The following is a 19023-nucleotide window of genomic DNA, read 5'->3' on the forward strand; positions in this document are numbered from 1 at the left end:
CTGCGGCCCGCAGCACGTCGCGCCGCTCCGGCGCGATGTCAGCGGCGGGGTGGCAGAGTGGTTATGCAACGGCCTGCAAAGCCGTGTACGACGGTTCGATTCCGGATCCCCGCCTCCATCTTCCTGCCCGGGCTCATTCCGCCCGGCGCACCTGCGCAGTCGCGCGCGATCGCTCCGCTTTCCTTTTTTTCACGCGCCTGTCATCGGCCTGCGCCATGAATGCGGCGGGCTGTGCCGCACGCGCCCTGACCGGTATGCCGCAACGGTTCCGGACACGCGTTTATCCCCAATGGATCAACGGCAGCGAATCGGGTAATGTTGCCCGACAGGCCCGTCGGCCTGCGTGCAACACGTGCCGCCAGTTGGCGGCACCGCCATGTACGGGCTTCCATGGCGTTTCCCTTCGCGAGGCAGTGTGAAAAACAGAGGCTCCAGATGATGAAAGACCTGCGCATCCGCGCGGCCGTGCCGACGGATGCTCCCGCCGTGGGCGAGGTGCTGGAACGGTGTGGCCTGCCGCTGGACGGTGTACCGCGCTTGCTCGAGCATTTCCACGTTGCCGTCCTTGGCACGCAGATCATCGGCTGCGCCGCCGGCGAGCGCTGCGGCGAGACCGTGGTGATCCGTTCCGTGGCCGTGCTGCCCGAACACCGCGACCAGGGCGTGGCCACCCACGTGGTGCGTGCCGCGCTGATGCGGGCCCGCGCCAACGGCGCACGGCGCGCCGTGTTGCTGGCGTCCAGCTGCCCCAGCTACTTCGCGCGCTACGGCTTTACGCTGGTGCCGGCCGCGAAGCTGCCGCCCGAGGTCATGTCGTCGAGCGAATTCCACCGCGCCGCGGACACGCCGCCGTTGTGCATGTGGTGCGAGCTGAGCTGATTCTCCGCAAGCCGATAGCGAGCCGCTGCGCTCGCCTCAGTGGTCGTATCAGTGATCGCCGTCGCAGCGGCTGATCTCCACCGTTACGTGCACCAGTTCCTCGTGCACCGATAGCGCCTCGCGCACGCGCTGCGGCGTCAGTGCGGCATCATGCGTGACCAGGCAGACGATGCAGGCAAAGTGCTGACGGCCCACGCGCCATACATGCAGGTCGGACACGCGGGTGCTTTCGTCGCCGTGATCGAGGCCGGCCAGCACCTCGCGCACTTCGTCCACCACCGGGTGGTCCATCTCGCGGTCCAGCAGCACCGTGCCGCTCTGGCGCATCAGACCGATGGCCCAGCGGCCGACCAGTACCGCGCCCACCAGGCCCATCACCGGATCGAGCCAGTTCCAGCCCAGCCACCAGCCGCCGGCGAGTGCGACGATCGCCAGCACTGAAGTCGCGGCATCGGCCAGCACGTGCACATAGGCGGCGCGCAGGTTGAGGTCATGGTGGTGATGGTCGTGGCCGTGATGGTGACCGTGATGGTGACCGTGGTCGTGGCCGTGGTCGTGGCCATGCGCATGGCCGCCGAGGATCAGCGCGCAGCCGAGGTTGACCAGCAGCCCCAGCGCGGTCACGGCCATGGCTTCGCGATAGTGGATCGCCTGCGGCGCGAACAGGCGCTCGACCGAGCCCGCCGCCATCAACGCGGCAATGCCCAGCAAAAACACCGCGCTGGCAAAGCCCGCCAGCACTTCTATCTTCCAGGCGCCGAAGGCAAAGCGCCAGTCGCCGGCGTAGCGGCGCGCGGCGGCGTAGGCGAAGGCAGACAGCCCGATGGCCAGCGCGTGCGAGCTCATGTGCCAGCCATCGGCGAGCAGCGCCATCGAGTTGAACCAGAGCCCGGCGGCGATTTCCGCCACCATGGTGATGGCGGTGATCACCATCACCAGGCGCGTGCCGCGTTCGGCGGCGCGGTTGCCCGCGTCGAAGGCGTGGCTGTGGGTCCAGGCGGACAGGTCTTGGGTATGCATGGGGAACGTGCTTTACGCTTGAAAACTCGGCGAATTGTCTGACGCAGGGCCAGCAGGCCCAAGGGTAGCAGAGACCAGTGCGCGTGCCGTGGCATCCCCGACGGCATCAGGGTGGGTTTGGGTTGCGTCACGAAAAGGAGGGCGGTATCGCTGCGTGTGCCTTATATGCGACAAGATACCCGCGATAGACGTAAGGATTCCTTTCTTTCTCTTACATACATTCATGAATGGATGTATGATCCAGCGAAAAATTCACGTCCTCGTCATATCTTTGTTGACCGTACCGAGATGAGCTATCGCTTTATTGCCACCTGTCTTGCCGCCTGGGTAGGCGTTTGCGCCAGCGCCGGCTGGCTGGTCGAGCGTCTCTGGAGCTGAGCGCCGGCCAGGCCGCCTGACTTCAAGCCGCCTGCCGCGCCTGCGCCAGGCTGTCAAAGAACTGCCACAGCTGCGGCGCGTCGCCGGTGGCCACGTTGAAGCGGATCCACGGCGAGTCGGTTTCGTCCGGCTCGAAATACGATCCGGGCGCCAGCCAGATGCCATGCTCCAGTGCCAGCGTGGCAAGGCGGTTGCCGAGCAGCGGACCGCCGCGGCGACTGGCCAGCCACCGCGCCTGCACCGCCTCGTTCAGGCGCGCCCACGCGAACATCCCGCCTTCCGGGCGCAGCAGCACCTCCAGCCCGTGGGCCTCCATCTTTTCCGTGACACGGTCCTGCTGCGCACGCAGCCGTTCGGACAATGCCGCCACATGTCGGCCATAGTGGCCGCTGGTCAGCACCGAATACACCAGCCGCTCCGTCACCTCCGATGAGGTCAGGCCGACGGCCATCTTGGTGCGCGCAAAGGCCTTGGCCAGGTCCGGGCTGGCGGCCAGGTAGCCGACCCGCAGCGACGGTGTGATGGTCTTGGAAAAACCGTTGACATAGACCACCTGCGACAGCCCGTCCATGGCCGCCAGCATCGGCGAGCCCGCCGGCGCCAGCTCGCGGTAGATATCGTCCTCGACCACCAGCAGCCGGTGCTGCTCGGCCAGTTGCAGCACGCGGAAGGCGTTCATGCTGGTCAGGCTGGCGCCGGTGGGGTTCTGCAGCACGGTGTTGATGAACAGCGCGCGCGGGGCGTGGGCGCGCAGCGCGTCCTCCAGCGCGTCGGTGTCCAGCCCCGCCGCCGTGCGCGGCACGCCGACCACGCGCAGCCCGGCCAGCCGCAGGATCTGCAGCAGGTTGCAGTAGCAGGGCGATTCCACCAGCACGGTATCGCCGGCACGCAGCAGCGTGCGCACCACCAGGTCCAGCGCCTGCGTCGCGCCCTGGGTCAGCACCACCTGCTGCGCCTGCAGCGGGATGCCGTACTGGCCCAGCCCCGCGGCAATGTGCTCGCGCAGCGGCGCAAAGCCGTACGGATGACCGTAGCCCGACAGCTGCGCCGCCGGCACGCGGGCCGACGCGCGCATGGCCTGGTGCAGGCCCTCCTCGTTGAGCCAGTCGCCCGGCAGCCAGCCGGCGCCGGCCTTGATCGGCACCGAATGGTCGGCAAACACGTCCGACAGCAGCCATGCGGCATTCAGCCCCGGCGCTTCCCATTGCGGCGCGCGCGCATGGCCGGCCGGCGCATGGCGGTGCGCCACGGTGTAGCCGGAGCCAGGGCGCGCGGCGAGGTAGCCGAGCGCGGTCAGCCGTCCGTAGGCCTCGGCCACGGTAAAGGTGCTGACGTGGTGGTGCTGGGCAAAGCGCCGCACCGACGGCAGCGCCGTGCCGGGACGCAGCGCGCGCTGCTCCACCAGCGCGGCGATGCCGGCGACGATCTGCTCGGTCAGGGTGTCGCCGTCGCGGCGGCTGCGGGTCAGGTTCAGGGTCAGCATCAGGCACTCGGGCAGGCGTGAACCTGTACAGTTTAGCGGCTGCAGGCCGACGCGCGGATTCAGCCATTCCGTCACGCGGAAATTGCCGCGCTGCAGCGTGCAATGCCGTGCCGCGGCACGGGCGGCGCGCGGCGAGATCGTCCGGGCGCGGTGCCGGCGTGCCACTTGCCTGTACGGTCAGGCGTGATCAAACTGTACGGTAAGGCGTGGTTGTCCGGACTGTATATTTTGTCGGCCAGTCGCCGCCGGTAGAGTGGCCCTCATTGCCGCGCCGCCAGCCGGCGCGCCGCCCCCAACCGACCCGATTTCCCCCTAGGAGGACGTATGGACGCCGCCAAGACCGTGATTCCCGATCTCGATGCGCTGTGGATGCCCTTCACCGCCAACCGCCAGTACAAGGCGGCGCCGCGCCTGCTGGCGTCGGCCAGCGGCATGTACTACACCACCCACGACGGCCGCCGGATCCTGGACGGTTGCGCCGGCCTGTGGTGCGTCGCGGCCGGCCATTGCCGCAAGGAGATCGCCGAGGCGGTGGCACGCCAGGCGGCCACGCTGGACTATGCGCCGCCGTTCCAGATGGGCCATCCGCTGTCGTTCGAGGCCGCCACCAAGGTGGCGGCGATCATGCCGCAGGGGCTGGACCGCATCTTCTTCACCAACTCGGGCTCGGAGGCGGTCGACACCGCGCTGAAGATCGCCCTGGCCTATCACCGCGCGCGTGGCGAAGGCCAGCGCACGCGCTTTATCGGCCGCGAGCGCGGCTACCACGGCGTCGGCTTCGGCGGCATGGCAGTGGGCGGCATCGGGCCGAACCGCAAGGCCTTCTCGGCCAACCTGATGCCGGGCACCGACCACCTGCCGGCCACCTTCAACCTGGCCGAGGCCGCCTTTTCCAAGGGCCAGCCGCAATGGGGCGCGCATCTGGCCGACGACCTCGAGCGCATCCTGGCGCTGCATGACCCGGCCAACGTCGCCGCGGTGATCGTCGAACCGCTGGCGGGCTCCGCCGGCGTGCTGGTGCCGCCGGTCGGCTACCTGGAAAAGCTGCGCGAGATCACCAGCCGCCACGGCATCCTGCTGATCTTCGACGAGGTCATCACCGCCTTCGGCCGTCTCGGCGCGGCCACCGCGGCCGAGCGCTTCAACGTGACGCCGGACCTGATCACCATGGCCAAGGCGATCAACAACGCCGCGGTGCCGATGGGCGCCGTCGCCGTGCGCCGCGAGGTGCATGACGCGGTGGTCAACTCGGCCGCGCCGGGCACGATCGAGCTGCTGCACGGCTACACCTATTCCGGCCACCCGGTGGCCGCGGCGGCGGCGATCGCCACGCTGGACCTGTACCAGCGCGAAAACCTGTTCGGCCGCGCCGCCGAGCTGGCGCCGGTATTCGAGGCCGCGGCGCACGGCGTGCGCGGTGCCCCGCACGTGAAGGACATCCGCAACTACGGGCTGGTGGCCGGCATCGAGCTGGAGTCGCGTCCGGGCCAGCCGGGCGCGCGCGCCTACGAGGCCTTCCTCAAGTGCCTGGAGCTGGGCGTGCTGGTGCGCTACACCGGCGACATCCTGGCGTTCTCGCCGCCGCTGATCATCTCGGAAGCGCAGATCGGCGAGATGTTCGATACCGTGAAGCAGGCGCTGCAGGACATCAAGTAAGGGACATCGAGCCAGCGGCCCGCGCCGCCTCCCATTGCCGCCGGGCCCGCGGGCCCGGCCTCCCTGATTGCACGCCGGGGCGCGCCATGCGCGCGCCGCGGCCCTCGAAGGAAATCCCAAGTGAGCATCGCAGAAAACCGGCTACTGGCCGAAGTCCATCATTTCATCGGCGGCACCGTGCGCCGCGCCGGCGGTCAGCGCCAGGCGGATGTATTCAACCCCGCCACCGGCGAAGTGTCCGCGCGCGTCGCGCTGGGCACCGCCCAGGACGTGGCCGATGCCGTCGCCGCCGCCAAGGCCGCCTTCCCGGCGTGGGCCGACACCCCGCCGCTGCGCCGCGCGCGCATCCTGTTCAAGTTCAAGGAACTGCTGGACCAGCACCACGACGACCTCGCCGCGCTGATCACGCGCGAGCACGGCAAGGTGTTCTCGGACGCCAAGGGCGAGGTCACGCGCGGCATCGAGGTGGTGGAGTTCGCCTGCGGCATCCCCAACCTGCTCAAGACCGATTTCACCGACAACATCGGCGGCGGCATCGACAACTGGAACCTGCGCCAGCCGCTGGGCGTGGTGGCCGGCATCACGCCGTTCAACTTCCCGGTGATGGTGCCGATGTGGATGTTCCCGGTGGCGCTGGCGTGCGGCAATACCTTCGTGCTCAAGCCGTCCGAGCGCGATCCGTCGCCGAGCCTGCTGATAGCGGATTTGCTGCGCCAGGCCGGCCTGCCCGACGGCGTGTTCAACGTGGTGCAGGGCGACAAGGAAGCGGTCGACGCGCTGCTTGCGCATCCGGACGTGCAGGCGCTGTCGTTCGTCGGCTCGACCCCGATCGCCGAGTACATCTACACCGAAGGCACGAAGCACGGCAAGCGCGTGCAGGCCCTGGGCGGGGCCAAGAACCACCTGGTGGTGATGCCCGACGCGGACCTGGACCAGGCCGTCGACGCGCTGATCGGCGCGGCCTTTGGCTCGGCCGGCGAGCGCTGCATGGCGATCTCGGTGGCGGTGGCGGTCGGCGAGGTGGCCGACCGGCTGGTGCCGCGCCTGGCCGAACGCGCGCGCGCGCTGAAGATCCGCAACGGCATGGAGGCCGATGCCGAGATGGGGCCGCTGGTGACCGGCGCGCACAAGGCCAAGGTCGAAGGCTATATCGCCAAGGGTGTGGCGGAAGGCGCGACGCTGGTGACCGATGGGCGCGGCCACCGGGTCGACGGGCACGAGAACGGCTTCTACGTCGGCGGCACGCTGTTCGACCATGTGACGCCGGAGATGACGATCTACAAGGAAGAGATCTTCGGCCCGGTGCTGTCGGTGGTGCGGGTGCATGACTTTGCCGAGGCGGTGGCGCTGATCAACGCGCACGAGTACGGCAACGGCGTGTCGTGCTACACCAGCGACGGCGGCATCGCGCGCGCGTTCGCGCGGCAGATCCAGGTCGGCATGGTCGGCATCAACGTGCCGATCCCGGTGCCGATGGCGTGGCATTCGTTCGGCGGCTGGAAGCGCTCGCTGTTCGGCGACCACCATGCCTATGGCGAAGAGGGCGTGCGCTTCTACACGCGCTACAAGAGCGTGATGCAGCGCTGGCCGGACTCGATCGCCAAGGGCGCCGAGTTCACCATGCCGGTGGCGAAGTAACCAGCGGAGCGCGGGCATGAAGGTCAATCGCATCGTCGCCAACATCGGCACCGCCGATCCCGGCCAGGCCCGCGCCTTCTACCAGGACGTGCTGGGCCTGGACCTGCTGATGGACCACGGCTGGATCCGCACCTACGGCAGCGATGGCACCGCGCGCGCGCAGGTCAGCTTTGCCGTGGAAGGCGGCAACGGCACGCCCGTGCCGGCACTGTCGATCGAGGTCGACGATGTCGACGAGGCCCACCGCCGCATAGTGGCCGCCGGCTTTGCCGTGGAATACGGCCCGGCCGACGAGCCGTGGGGCGTGCGCCGTTTCTTCGTGCGCGACCCGTTCGGGCAACTGGTCAACATCCTCGCGCACGCCTGAGCGTGCGCCTTGCCTGCCGTCAGTGCCGGGCAGGCCGGGCTTTCCTATCATTCCTGCCATGCGGTGGCCGGGTGCAAGTGCTGTAAGCGCCCGGCCAGCGGCGTACACTAGCGCCCTTTTTGCCGGACCCGCGCGTTGCCACCGCGGGCCCGGCCACCGTTGCAGGAGTCTGAATGAGCTTGTTCCGTACCAAGGACATCGACGCGATGCTGGCCGTCGCGCGCGATGACGGCCTGAAAAAAGTGCTGGGTCCGGTCGACCTGGTGCTGATGGGCATCGGCGCCATCATCGGCACGGGCATCTTCGTGCTGACCGGCACCGGCGCGCTGACCGCGGGGCCGGCGCTGACGGTGTCGTTCGTGATCGCGGCGCTGGCGTGCGGCTTTGCCGCGCTGTGCTACGCGGAGTTCGCCTCGGCGATCCCGGTGTCGGGCTCGATCTACACCTACAGCTACGCCACGCTGGGCGAGATCGTCGCGTGGATGATCGGCTGGGACCTGCTGCTGGAATACGGGCTGGCCACCTCGGCCGTGTCGGTGGGCTGGTCGGGCTATTTCCAGTCGCTGATGGCGGGCTTCGGCATGAAGCTGCCGGCGGCGCTGAGCGCGGCGCCGGGCTCGGTGCCGGGCGTGCACACCGTGCTCAACCTGCCGGCGTGCCTGATCATGCTGGCCATTACCTGGGTGGTGTCGTACGGCGTGCGCGAGTCCGCGCGCGTCAACAACCTGATGGTGGCGGTGAAGATCGGCGTGGTGCTGCTGTTTATCGCGGTGGGCGTGTGGCACGTGCAGCCGGCCAACTGGCAGCCGTTCGCGCCGTTCGGCTTTGCCGGCATCTTCAATGCGGCGGCGCTGGTGTTCTTCGCCTTTATCGGCTTCGATGCCGTGACCTCGGCCGCGGAAGAGGTGCGCAACCCGCGCCGCGACCTGCCGATCGGCATCATCGGCTCGCTGGCGGTCTGCACGGTGCTGTACGTGGTGGTGGCGGCGATCATGACCGGCATCGTGCCGTTCGCGAAGTTTGCCGGCGTCGACCACCCGGTCTCGCTGGCGCTGCAGTTCGCCGGCCAGAACTGGGTGGCGGGCTTTGTCGACCTGGGCGCGATCCTGGGCATGACCACGGTGATCCTGGTGATGACCTACGGCCAGACCCGCGTGATCTTTGCCATGTCGCGCGACGGCCTGCTGCCCGAGCGGCTGTCGTCGGTGCACCCGGTGCATGCCACGCCGTACTTCGCCACCTGGACCGTGGGCGTGGTGTTTGCCGCGATCGCCGCCTTCGTGCCGCTGAACGTGCTGGCGGAGCTGATCAATATCGGCACGCTGGCGGCCTTCACGCTGATCTCGGTGGCGGTGCTGGTGCTGCGCAAGACCCGGCCCGAACTGCCGCGCGCGTTCCGCTGCCCGGGCGTGCCGGTGGTGCCGCTGCTGTCGATCGGCTTCTGCCTGTTCCTGATGGCGCACCTGCAGGCGCTGACCTGGGCCGCCTTCCTGGTGTGGCTGGCGCTGGGGCTGGTGATCTACTTCGCCTATGCGCGGCGCAATGCCGTGCTGCATAACCACGGCGGCTGAACGTCAGCGCGCGCCGCGCTGCGCTGCCGCCTGCATGAACGCCACCGCGCGCGGCTCGTTGGCATAGGCGGCGTTGATGCGGATCCACGCCGAGGTCTCGCCGCCCGGGCGGAAGTAGTTGCCCGGCGCGAGCGTCACGCCGAATTGCTCGCCCAGCGCCACCAGTTCGCGCGAGTCCTCGATGCCCGGCGGGCGCGCCCACAGGAAGTTGCCGCCCGAGGGCTGGCAGAACACCTCCCAGCCGTTGCCGTGCAGCTGCCGCACCGCGTTGGCGACGGCCTCGCGCACGCGCAGCCGCAGCCGCTCCACGTACTTGCGGTAGCCGCCGCGCTCAAGCAGCGCCGCGGTCACCGCCTCGGCAAAGTGCGAGCCGGCCACGCTGGTCAGCACCTTCACGTCGACCAGGTCCTTGACCAGCGCCTTGTCGGCAACCAGGTAGCCGATCCGCAGCGACGCCGACACCGTCTTGGAAAAGCCGCCGATGTAGATCACGTGCTCGAGCTGGTCCAGCGTGGCCAGCCGGTCGGTGAAGTGGGTCTGGAAGTCCGAGAAGATATCGTCCTCGACAAAGCGGAAGCCATGGCGGCGCGCCAGCTCCAGCAGCCGGAACGCCACTGGCGGCGCCAGGGTCGAGCCGGTCGGGTTCTGCAGCACGCTGTTGGTGAAGAACAGCTTGGGCTTGTGCTGGCGCAGCAGCGCCTCGGTGGCGTCGGGGTCGGGCCCGTCGGGCGTGTGCGGCACGCCCACCAGCTGCACCCCGTGCAGCCGCAGCAGGCCGAACAGGTTGTAGTAGCCCGGGTCTTCGACGAACACCGTGTCGCCCGGCTTGAGCAGGTGGCGCACCACCAGGTCCAGCGCCTGGCTGGCGCCGGTGGTGATCAGCACCTGCGGCAGTTCCGCCGCAATGCCCAGTTGGCGCACCCGCAGCAGCACCTGGCGGCGCAGTTCCGGATGGCCCATCGGGGTGGCGTAGTGGATCACGCTGTCGATCTCGTTGCGCGAGATCGCGCGGATCGCCTGGGTCAGGCCCTCCACGTCGCGCCAGTTCTCGGGGACGAAGCCGCCCGCCAGCTTGAGCGTGCCGCTGGGGTGGTTGAACTGCTCCAGGATATGGTCGGACAGGTCCTCGGCCAGGCTGGGGTCCGACCAGCCGCGCGCCGAGCGTCCCGCCAGCGGACTGTCCGCCACATAGAAACCCGAGCCCTGCCGCGAGTCGAGCAGCCCCTGCGACACCAGCCGGTCATAGGCCTCGATCACCGGGAAGCGGCTGATGCCGTTCTCGGCCGCCAGCTGCCGGATCGACGGCAGCCGCGCGCCGGGGCGCGCCTCGCGGTTGCCGATCCACGCCTTCACGCCTTCGACGATCTGCTCGGTCAGCGGGATTCCGGTGGAAGCATCTAATATGAGTTTCATGGGCGGATCTGCCGGGAAAGCCGGCGAGGGCGCAACTGTCAGGAAAAACTACTGAACAGTCCATCGAAAACTGTTCACAACTGTACATGGGATTGTAGTGAGGGATGCGAATAATGGAAGCGTGGCGGACGAAGGCGCCGGCATCCGCATCCGCGATGCTCCGGCCCCCGCGATGACCGCCGGGCTGACAAGGAGTGCAACATGCGCGAACTACGGACTTTCGAACTGGACCAACCCGGATTGCCGGTGAGCTGGCGCGCCGGTTACGGGCAGACCGTCTGCGCGGTGGCGGGCAAGCTGTGGGTGACGGTGGAAGGCAATCCCAACGATATCTGGCTGGAACCGGGCCAGGAACTGGCGCTGCCGGAGGGCTATCGGGTCTGGCTGTCCGGCGATGGTGCGGGGGCACGCTTCACGCTGGCGCAGACGCCGGCACCGTGGTCGATGCAGCGGATGGCGGCGTGGCTGCGGGCGCTGCGGCATCGGGTCGACGAGCACAGCACCGATGCATTTGGCGAGTGCCCGCGGATCGGGGCGCTGTGCCGGTGAGTTGGCCGGCAGTAAAACCAGGATGCAGCGCAGAGGCCACCGACAAGGTGGCCTTTTGTTTGTCCGCGGCCCGCAGACACCTACTCTATAAGGACGCTGGCACCCCGCCGTCCGGGTTCCGCCCCATTGATTTACGTTAACGTCAACGTCATACAATCGACCCGCCCCAACCCCGGGGCGCGGCCCGCGCGTTTCCAGCCAAGCCGGCACAGAGCGGCGCCGGCGGACGCCGCGGTCGCAGCCAACACCCGACACGGTGGAGACAATGACCGACCTTTCCGATGTCCATGATGTGCGCCGCGGCGCGCCCCAGCCCAAGCCGGTACAGCCGGGCACCGGCCCGGCCAACAAGGTGCGCTTCGTCACGGCAGCGTCGCTGTTCGACGGCCACGACGCCTCGATCAACATCATGCGCCGCATCCTGCAGTCGCATGGTTGCGAGGTGGTCCACCTCGGCCACAACCGCTCGGTCGAAGAGATCGTGACCGCGGCGCTGCAGGAAGACGCGCAGGGCATTGCCATCTCCAGCTACCAGGGCGGCCATGTCGAATACTTCAAGTACATGGTCGACCTGCTGCGCGACAAGGGCGGCGAGCAGGTGCAGGTGTTCGGCGGCGGCGGCGGCGTGATCGTGCCCGACGAGATCCGCGAGCTGCAGGCCTACGGCGTGGCCCGCATCTACAGCCCCGAGGACGGCCAGCGCATGGGCCTGGCCGGCATGATTGCCGATATGGTGCAGCGCTGCGACCTGGACCTGAGCCGCTACGCGCCGACGTCGCTCGACCCCGTTGCCGCCGGCGATCGCCGCGCGCTGGCGCAACTGATCACCGCGCTCGAAAATGGCAAGGCCGATGCGGCGCTGGTGGCGGCGATGCATGCGCAGGCGCAGCGGGCATCGGTTCCCGTGCTCGGCATCACCGGCACCGGCGGCGCCGGCAAGTCGTCACTGACCGACGAGCTGATCCGCCGCTTCCGGCTGGACCAGCAGGACGCGCTGTCGATCGCCGTGATCTCGATCGACCCGTCGCGGCGCAAGTCCGGGGGCGCGCTGCTGGGCGACCGCATCCGCATGAACGCGATCAACCACCCGAATATCTTCATGCGCTCGATGGCGACGCGCGAGGCGGGTTCCGAGATCTCGCAGGCGCTGCCCGACGCGATCGCCGCGTGCAAGGTGGCGGGCTTCGACCTGGTGATCGTCGAGACCTCCGGCATCGGCCAGGGCGATGCCGCCATCGTGCCGCACGTGGACCTGTCGCTGTACGTGATGACGCCCGAGTTCGGCGCCGCCAGCCAGCTCGAGAAGATCGACATGCTGGACTTCGCCGACTTCGTCGCCATCAACAAGTTCGACCGCAAGGGCGCGCAGGATGCCTGGCGCGACGTGGCCAAGCAGGTGCAGCGCAACCGCGAGCAATGGCACGGCAAGCCGGAGGACATGCCGGTGTATGGCACCCAGGCGTCGCGCTTCAATGACGATGGCGTCACCATGCTGTACCAGGGCCTGCGCGAGGCGCTGGCCGGACACGGCCTGAAGGTGAAGGCGGGCACGCTGCCGGTCCTGGCCGGGCGCGTCTCCACCGGCCAGAACGTGATCGTGCCGCCCGCGCGCAGCCGCTACCTGGCCGAACTGGCCGACACCGTGCGCGCCTACCATCGCCGCGTCGCCGAGCAGAGCCGCATCGCGCGCGAACGCCAGCAGCTGCGCGAATCCAGCCGCATGCTGCAGGCCGCGCAGGGCGATGGCGCCGCGCTGGACGCGCTGGCTGCGGAACGCGACAGCGCGCTGGGCCAGGTCGAACGCAAGCTGCTGGCGATGTGGCCGCAGATGCGCGAAGCCTACAGCGGCGACGAATACGTGGTGAAGATCCGTGACAAGGAAATCCGCACCGGCCTGGTCACCACCACGCTGTCTGGCACCAAGGTGCGCAAAGTGGTGCTGCCGCGCTTCGAGGACGACGGCGAGGTGCTGAAGTGGCTGATGCGCGAGAACGTGCCCGGCAGCTTCCCGTACACCGCCGGCGTGTTCGCCTTCAAGCGCGAGAACGAAGACCCCACGCGCATGTTCGCCGGCGAGGGCGATGCCTTCCGCACCAACCGGCGCTTCAAGCTGGTGTCCCAGGGCATGGACGCCAAGCGCCTGTCGACCGCGTTCGACTCGGTCACGCTGTATGGCGAAGACCCGCACGTGCGCCCCGATATCTACGGCAAGGTCGGCAACTCGGGCGTGTCGATCGCCACGCTCGACGACATGAAGGTGCTGTACGACGGCTTCGACCTGACCAGCCCGAGCACCTCGGTGTCGATGACCATCAACGGCCCCGCGCCGACCATCCTGGCGATGTTCATGAACACCGCCATCGACCAGCAGCTCGACAAGTTCCGCGCCGACAACGGCCGCGATCCCACCGCCGACGAAGAGGCCAAGATCCGCGCCTGGGTGCTGCAGAACGTGCGCGGCACGGTGCAGGCCGATATCCTCAAGGAAGACCAGGGCCAGAACACCTGCATCTTCTCCACCGAGTTCTCGCTCAAGGTGATGGGCGATATCCAGGAGTACTTTGTCCACCACCAGGTGCGCAACTTCTATTCGGTGTCGATCTCGGGCTACCACATTGCCGAGGCGGGGGCGAACCCGATCTCGCAGCTGGCCTTCACGCTGTCCAACGGCTTCACCTATGTCGAGGCCTACCTGGCGCGCGGCATGCATATCGACGATTTCGCGCCCAACCTGTCGTTCTTCTTCTCCAACGGCATGGACCCGGAGTACAGCGTGCTGGGCCGCGTCGCGCGCCGCATCTGGGCCGTGACCATGCGCGACAAGTACGGCGCCAACGAGCGCAGCCAGAAGCTGAAGTACCACATCCAGACCTCGGGCCGCTCGCTGCATGCGCAGGAGATCGACTTCAACGACATCCGCACCACGCTGCAGGCGCTGATCGCGATCTACGACAACTGCAATTCGCTGCACACCAACGCCTACGACGAGGCCATCACCACGCCCACCGGCGAATCGGTGCGCCGCGCGCTGGCGATCCAGCTGATCATCAACCGCGAGTGGGGCGTGGCCAAGTGCGAGAACCCCAACCAGGGCAGCTTCCTGATCGAGGAGCTGACCGACCTGGTCGAAGAGGCGGTGCTGCAGGAGTTCGAGCGCATCGCCGAGCGCGGCGGCGTGCTCGGCGCGATGGAGACCGGCTACCAGCGCGGCAAGATCCAGGAGGAATCGCTCTACTACGAGCAGCTCAAGCACGACGGCACGCTGCCGCTGATCGGCGTGAACACCTTCCGCAATCCGGACGGCGACCCGGTGCCGCAGAAGCTGGAGCTGGCGCGTTCCAGCGAAGCCGAGAAGCAAAGCCAGCTCGACCGGCTGCAGGCGTTCCAGCAGGCGCACGCCGGCGAGGCCCCGGCGATGCTGCAGCGGCTGCGCCAGGCCGTGATCGACAACCAGAACGTGTTCGCGGTGCTGATGGATGCGGTGCGGGTCTGCTCGCTGGGACAGATCACGCATGCGCTGTTCGAGGTCGGCGGACAGTATCGGCGCAATATGTAGACCCCGGTCCACGCGCTGACCGGTAATCGCGCAGGGCGGCCGCGATGGAGGGCCGCCCTGCGTTACACTCGGATGCTGCGCCGCACCGTCATCGCAGGCAAGCCCGACCATCCGGCGCCTGGCGGCAACCCATCCCGAGACCACCGCAACACAAGACCATGGACACCCAGTACAGCCCGAACAATATCTTTGCCAAGATCCTGCGCGGCGAAATGCCGTGCATCAAGGTGTACGAGGACGACGACACCATCGCCTTCATGGACATCATGCCGCAGGCCGACGGCCATACGCTGGTGGTGCCCAAGGAAGCCGCGGTCAACCTGTTCGACCTGTCCGAGCGCGGCGCCCAGGCCGCCATCGTCGCCACCCAGCGCGTGGCGCGCGCGGTGCGCGCGGCCTTCAGCCCGGACGGCATCTCGATCGGCCAGTTCAACGGCGCCGCGGCGGGCCAGACCGTGCCGCACATCCATTTCCATATCGTGCCGCGCTACAACGACCAGTCGCTGCGCGGCCACGCGCGCGACATGCAGGAGCCGGAAGTGCTCCAGGGGCATGCCGAACGCATCATCGCCGCGCTGCGCGAGCAGGCGTCCTGAACCACGCATCCAAGCATTCAACCAAGCAAGCAGAGGAAGACAAGATGGCAATCAAGACTGTAGGCATCGTCGGTGCCGGCACCATGGGCAATGGCATCGCGCAGGCCTGCGCAGTGGTGGGACTGAACGTGGTGATGGTCGACATCAGCGACGCCGCCGTGCAGAAGGGCGTGGCCACGGTGTCGGGCAGCCTGGACCGGCTGATCAAGAAGGAAAAGCTGACCGAGGCGCAGAAGGCCGCCGCGCTGGCGCTGATCAAGGGCAGCACCGCCTATGACGAGCTCAAGGCCGCCGACATCGTGATCGAGGCCGCGACCGAGAACTACGACCTGAAGGTCAAGATCCTCAAGCAGATCGACGGCATCGTCGGCGACAACGTCATCATCGCGTCGAACACCTCGTCGATCTCGATCACCAAGCTCGCCGCCGTGACCGCGCGCGCCGACCGCTTCATCGGCATGCACTTCTTCAACCCGGTGCCGGTGATGGCGCTGGTCGAACTGATCCGCGGCCTGCAGACCAGCGACGCCACCCATGCCGCCGTCGAGGCCCTGTCGAAGCAACTGGGCAAGTACCCGATCACGGTCAGGAACAGCCCGGGCTTCGTCGTCAACCGCATCCTGTGCCCGATGATCAACGAGGCCTTCTGCGTGCTGGGCGAAGGCCTGGCCTCGCCGGAAGAGATCGACGAGGGCATGAAGCTGGGCTGCAACCACCCGATCGGTCCGCTGGCGCTGGCCGACATGATCGGCCTGGACACCATGCTGGCGGTGATGGAGGTGCTGTACACCGAGTTTGCCGATCCGAAGTACCGTCCGGCGATGCTGATGCGCGAGATGGTGGCCGCGGGGTATCTGGGGCGTAAGACGGGGCGTGGGGTGTACGTGTATAGCAAGTAAATCGGACCGGGACCGGCCCGTGCAATGGGCTGGTCTGGTCTGAGCGAGGCCGGCGGCTGGACTTGGGTCAGCGCCGGCCTTTTCGTTTGTAGTGCCCATCGACACGGTATCGGCACACTCTGCAACAAAGTGGGCGATGCCTTCGGGTAGTCTATGGGGTCGTTCGCGATGACGCGATCAAGAAACTGGTAGAGGAATCCCGCCTATGCGTACTGGCGAACTCATCTTGTACACCACCGAGGACGGGGGGACGCGGATCCGGTTGCGGGCCGAAGGTGGGACGGTCTGGCTGTCGCAGCTGGAGATGGCGGAACTGTTTTCGTCCTCGAAGCAGAACATTGGCCAGCACATCAAGAACGTGCTGGCGGATGACGAGTTAGCGGAGCATTCAGTTGTAAAGCAAAACTTTACAACTGCCTCCGACGGCAAAAGCTACCGAACCATGCTCTACAACCTCGACATGATCCTGGCAGTAGGCTATCGGGTTCGCTCCCATCGTGGCACCCAGTTTCGCCAATGGGCCACCACCCACCTGCGCGAATTCCTGGTCAAGGGCTTCGTCATGGATGACGAACGGCTCAAGGACCCCGGCGGCTGGGATTATTTCGATGAGCTGATCCAACGCATCCGGGACATCCGGGCGTCCGAAAAGCGGTTCTACCAGAAGATTCGCGATATCTATGCTACGGCCGTCGATTACGACGGGACTACCGAACAGGCCCAGCGCTTTTTCGCCAAGACCCAGAACAAGATGCTGTGGGCCATTACCGGCCACACCGCCGCGGAGCTGATTGCAGCCCGATCCGATTCGAGCCAGCCGAATATGGGGCTGACGAGCTGGAAGGGCGGCCGGGTGCGGCGGGGCGACGTGGGCGTTGCCAAGAATTATCTGCAGCAGCCGGAGGTCGACGCGCTCAACCGCATTGTGGTGATGTATCTCGACTACGCCGAAAGCATGGCCCTGCGTCGCAAGACGATGACGATGCAGGAATGGGCGGACAAGCTGGATGCGTTCCTGGCGTTCAACGAACGCGAAGTCCTGACGCATGCCGGCAAGGTCTCAGCGGAAGTGGCAGAGCGCCTGGCGCTCGAGCGCTATACCGAATTCGAGACAAAACGACGCGACGCCGAGCGCCTTGCCGCCGACGCCGAGGATGTCGCGGCGCTGGAACGAATCGAGCAGCAGCTTGACGGTACCGTGGTCAAAAAACCGTGACCATCGCCTTATTCCCAGGCCATCTGTAATCCCGCTTACACCGCGTTATATCCCGAAACAATCCGCCGCATCTGGTAACAGGAATGCGCGGTAGAGTGCACCCATTCCGTTTACGACAACACCGCATCATGGCTCATCCGGTTCTTTTCGCAGCGCTGCTCGCTGGCATCATGTCCCTGCTCGCGGCGCGCTCGGCGATGGCGCATGTGGACGTGGGGGTGCATATCGGCACGCCGGTCTATGCCGCGCCGGCGCCGGTCTATGTGGCGCCGCCGCCTCCCGTGGTGTACGCGCCGCGCTATCACGGCTGGCATGGCGACCGCTACTGGGACGGCCGGCGCTGGTATGGGCGGCATGAGTGGCGCGGCCGGCATCACCATTACCGGCACCATCATCACCGGCATCACCACTACCGCCACCATGGCCATGGACACCGTGGTCATCACGGCCATCGCGGCCACGGGCACTGATCGACCTGACCGCGGCGCTGACAGGCCGGGTCGGCCCGGCTAGCGCAGCAGCACCAGTCGCGGCACCGCGTCGGCGCCGCTCCAGACCACGGCGTTCTGCTGGTAGGCCTGGCCCAGGGCCCGCGCTTCGGCCAGCGCCAGCCCGGGCACCAGGAAGCTCGGTTCGGCGGGCCAGCCGTTATCGGGGTGCTCGCCGGCGGCTTCGATCGCGCGCCATCCCTGCGCCCCGAGATCCTGCGCCAGCGCCTGTTGCCGACGCGCGTTGGCGGTATCGTCGCAGCGCTGGCTGAAGGGGTTGGCAGCGGTAATGAAGGCGCTGCAGTCCACGCCCAGCGCGCGGTGCAGCGCGGCCAGCGCGGCGCTGGGCTGGTCGATGCGCAAGGTCATCGGCGTGTCGCCCAGCACCCGGTAGTGCGTTTCGCGATACGCCCGCAGGGTCTCGGCGTCGATGGCGCTGGCCACCTTGTTCCCCACCTTACTCCCCGTACTGCCGCAGTCCGTCGAGGTCCAGCACCTCGATCACGCCGTAGTCGACCCGCACCAGGCCCTGCTGTTCCAGCACCTTGAGCGCCTGGTTGGCGCGCTGGCGCGAGATGCCCGCGAGCAGGCCGATTTCTTCCTGCGAGATCTCCAGGGTCTTGCCGATGCCCGGATACAGGTGCTCGTTGAACAGTGACGACACCGCGCGCGCCACGCGCGAATCGATGTCGAGCAGCCGTTCATATTCCACCGCCGCGATGAACTGCCCCAGGCGCTCGTTGAACTGCGTCAGCAGGAAGCGGGTGAACGGCAGGCTGGTATCCAGCAGCCACTGAAAAGTGTCGCGCGGCAGGAAGGCGATGGTCGAGCGGCGCAGCGCCATCACGTCGTACTTGCGGATCTCCGACTTCAGCACCGCGCCTTCGCCGAACCAGCCGCCGGTAGGCACGCCGGTGAAGGTGACCGACTTGCCCGACGGCGACACCGTGGTGATCTTGACGATCCCTTCGAGCACGCCCAGCCAGTGCTCGGCCTTGTCGCCCTTGTGGCAGACGTAGTCGCCCTGGCTGTACTCGTGCACGAACATGGCGCGGCGCACGCGCTCGCGCTGCTCCGGACTCAGGTCTGCTGCCCACACGCAGCGGTCGACAAAATCGTTCAGCATGGCCTCGCGGAAGCTCCGGTAGGGATTAACCCGGAATTGTCACCGGCGTGACAACCGGGGGTGTTGGCATGGGCTATCGTACGATCACAACGGAGCCGCGGGTGCCACCAGGGGCACGCCGGGAAGGCAGAAGACGCTTCTCCCGGCCCCTCAAGACAAGGCACAGACGGGCTTGATGCGACGCGGCA

General features: G+C 67.5%; 16 protein-coding genes and 1 tRNA gene. 12 read left to right on the top strand and 5 right to left on the bottom strand.

What is annotated here, in order from left to right; all coding sequences use genetic code 11:
- The first annotated feature begins 43 nt into the window (after positions 1-43).
- Positions 44-118: transfer RNA gene (locus CBM2588_RS02470), tRNA-Cys, on the top strand.
- A gap of 317 nt (positions 119-435) precedes the next feature.
- Positions 436-879 (top strand): GNAT family N-acetyltransferase, encoded by a 444-nt coding sequence (locus CBM2588_RS02475; protein ID WP_115679212.1) that lies wholly within the window; start codon positions 436-438, stop codon positions 877-879.
- Between the two features lie 48 nt (positions 880-927).
- Here the strand turns inward: CBM2588_RS02475 and dmeF are convergent, their stop codons facing one another.
- Complete coding sequence (gene dmeF, locus CBM2588_RS02480; protein WP_115679213.1) at positions 928-1899, bottom strand: CDF family Co(II)/Ni(II) efflux transporter DmeF; 972 nt, start codon at positions 1897-1899, stop codon at positions 928-930.
- A gap of 400 nt (positions 1900-2299) precedes the next feature.
- The gene (locus tag CBM2588_RS02485) at positions 2300-3760 is read right to left on the bottom strand and encodes a PLP-dependent aminotransferase family protein (RefSeq protein ID WP_115681367.1); all 1461 of its coding nucleotides are present in this window, start codon (positions 3758-3760) and stop codon (positions 2300-2302) included.
- 324 nt (positions 3761-4084) lie between these two features.
- On the opposite strand from CBM2588_RS02485, the gene CBM2588_RS02490 reads away from it, so the two are divergent.
- The 4 genes from CBM2588_RS02490 (at position 4085) to CBM2588_RS02505 (ending at position 8992) form a co-directional block, all read left to right on the top strand.
- Positions 4085-5416: an aspartate aminotransferase family protein gene (locus CBM2588_RS02490; RefSeq protein WP_115679214.1), complete on the top strand. Its 1332-nt coding sequence runs from the start codon at positions 4085-4087 to the stop codon at positions 5414-5416.
- A 120-nt stretch (positions 5417-5536) separates the two neighbouring features.
- Positions 5537-7054, top strand: a complete 1518-nt coding sequence (locus CBM2588_RS02495; protein ID WP_115679215.1) for a CoA-acylating methylmalonate-semialdehyde dehydrogenase — start codon at positions 5537-5539, stop codon at positions 7052-7054.
- A 16-nt stretch (positions 7055-7070) separates the two neighbouring features.
- On the top strand, positions 7071-7421 hold the full coding sequence (locus tag CBM2588_RS02500; RefSeq protein ID WP_115679216.1) for a glyoxalase superfamily protein: 351 nt from the start codon (positions 7071-7073) through the stop codon (positions 7419-7421).
- Positions 7422-7594: 173 nt separating this feature from the next.
- On the top strand, positions 7595-8992 hold the full coding sequence (locus CBM2588_RS02505) for an amino acid permease (RefSeq protein WP_115679217.1): 1398 nt from the start codon (positions 7595-7597) through the stop codon (positions 8990-8992).
- A 3-nt stretch (positions 8993-8995) separates the two neighbouring features.
- On the opposite strand, the gene CBM2588_RS02510 is transcribed toward CBM2588_RS02505, so the two are convergent.
- Complete coding sequence (locus CBM2588_RS02510) at positions 8996-10405, bottom strand: PLP-dependent aminotransferase family protein (RefSeq protein ID WP_115679218.1); 1410 nt, start codon at positions 10403-10405, stop codon at positions 8996-8998.
- 201 nt (positions 10406-10606) lie between these two features.
- Here CBM2588_RS02510 and CBM2588_RS02515 point away from each other — a divergent pair, with 201 nt between their 5' ends.
- From CBM2588_RS02515 to CBM2588_RS02540, 6 genes are all read left to right on the top strand, one after another.
- On the top strand, positions 10607-10954 hold the full coding sequence (locus CBM2588_RS02515) for a DUF2917 domain-containing protein (RefSeq protein ID WP_115679219.1): 348 nt from the start codon (positions 10607-10609) through the stop codon (positions 10952-10954).
- A gap of 265 nt (positions 10955-11219) precedes the next feature.
- Positions 11220-14510: a fused isobutyryl-CoA mutase/GTPase IcmF gene (gene icmF / locus CBM2588_RS02520; RefSeq protein WP_115679220.1), complete on the top strand. Its 3291-nt coding sequence runs from the start codon at positions 11220-11222 to the stop codon at positions 14508-14510.
- A gap of 158 nt (positions 14511-14668) precedes the next feature.
- The gene (locus tag CBM2588_RS02525; protein ID WP_115679221.1) at positions 14669-15106 is read left to right on the top strand and encodes an HIT family protein; all 438 of its coding nucleotides are present in this window, start codon (positions 14669-14671) and stop codon (positions 15104-15106) included.
- Between the two features lie 44 nt (positions 15107-15150).
- Positions 15151-16005: a 3-hydroxybutyryl-CoA dehydrogenase gene (locus CBM2588_RS02530; protein WP_115679222.1), complete on the top strand. Its 855-nt coding sequence runs from the start codon at positions 15151-15153 to the stop codon at positions 16003-16005.
- Between the two features lie 226 nt (positions 16006-16231).
- A complete protein-coding gene (locus tag CBM2588_RS02535) occupies positions 16232-17221 on the top strand; it encodes a virulence RhuM family protein (RefSeq protein WP_231942089.1) in 990 nt (329 codons plus the stop codon).
- A gap of 170 nt (positions 17222-17391) precedes the next feature.
- The gene (locus CBM2588_RS02540; RefSeq protein WP_231942090.1) at positions 17392-17691 is read left to right on the top strand and encodes a hypothetical protein; all 300 of its coding nucleotides are present in this window, start codon (positions 17392-17394) and stop codon (positions 17689-17691) included.
- Between the two features lie 39 nt (positions 17692-17730).
- On the opposite strand, the gene CBM2588_RS02545 is transcribed toward CBM2588_RS02540, so the two are convergent.
- Together CBM2588_RS02545 and CBM2588_RS02550 are read right to left on the bottom strand one after the other, a co-directional pair.
- On the bottom strand, positions 17731-18153 hold the full coding sequence (locus CBM2588_RS02545) for a DUF3293 domain-containing protein (protein ID WP_115681368.1): 423 nt from the start codon (positions 18151-18153) through the stop codon (positions 17731-17733).
- Positions 18154-18166: 13 nt separating this feature from the next.
- On the bottom strand, positions 18167-18835 hold the full coding sequence (locus tag CBM2588_RS02550) for a Crp/Fnr family transcriptional regulator (RefSeq protein WP_012351564.1): 669 nt from the start codon (positions 18833-18835) through the stop codon (positions 18167-18169).
- Positions 18836-19023: the final 188 nt, after the last annotated feature.

This window comes from Cupriavidus taiwanensis, from assembly GCF_900250075.1.
GTDB lineage: Bacteria > Pseudomonadota > Gammaproteobacteria > Burkholderiales > Burkholderiaceae > Cupriavidus > Cupriavidus taiwanensis_C.

Coding starts and splice junctions, on each gene's coding strand:
- CBM2588_RS02475 (WP_115679212.1), top strand. CDS start 436: ATGATGAAAGACCTGCGCATCCGCGCGGCCGTGCCGACGGATGCTCCC.
- dmeF (WP_115679213.1), bottom strand. CDS start 1,899: ATGCATACCCAAGACCTGTCCGCCTGGACCCACAGCCACGCCTTCGAC.
- CBM2588_RS02485 (WP_115681367.1), bottom strand. CDS start 3,760: ATGCTGACCCTGAACCTGACCCGCAGCCGCCGCGACGGCGACACCCTG.
- CBM2588_RS02490 (WP_115679214.1), top strand. CDS start 4,085: ATGGACGCCGCCAAGACCGTGATTCCCGATCTCGATGCGCTGTGGATG.
- CBM2588_RS02500 (WP_115679216.1), top strand. CDS start 7,071: ATGAAGGTCAATCGCATCGTCGCCAACATCGGCACCGCCGATCCCGGC.
- CBM2588_RS02505 (WP_115679217.1), top strand. CDS start 7,595: ATGAGCTTGTTCCGTACCAAGGACATCGACGCGATGCTGGCCGTCGCG.
- CBM2588_RS02510 (WP_115679218.1), bottom strand. CDS start 10,405: ATGAAACTCATATTAGATGCTTCCACCGGAATCCCGCTGACCGAGCAG.
- CBM2588_RS02515 (WP_115679219.1), top strand. CDS start 10,607: ATGCGCGAACTACGGACTTTCGAACTGGACCAACCCGGATTGCCGGTG.
- icmF (WP_115679220.1), top strand. CDS start 11,220: ATGACCGACCTTTCCGATGTCCATGATGTGCGCCGCGGCGCGCCCCAG.
- CBM2588_RS02525 (WP_115679221.1), top strand. CDS start 14,669: ATGGACACCCAGTACAGCCCGAACAATATCTTTGCCAAGATCCTGCGC.
- CBM2588_RS02530 (WP_115679222.1), top strand. CDS start 15,151: ATGGCAATCAAGACTGTAGGCATCGTCGGTGCCGGCACCATGGGCAAT.
- CBM2588_RS02540 (WP_231942090.1), top strand. CDS start 17,392: ATGTCCCTGCTCGCGGCGCGCTCGGCGATGGCGCATGTGGACGTGGGG.
- CBM2588_RS02550 (WP_012351564.1), bottom strand. CDS start 18,835: ATGCTGAACGATTTTGTCGACCGCTGCGTGTGGGCAGCAGACCTGAGT.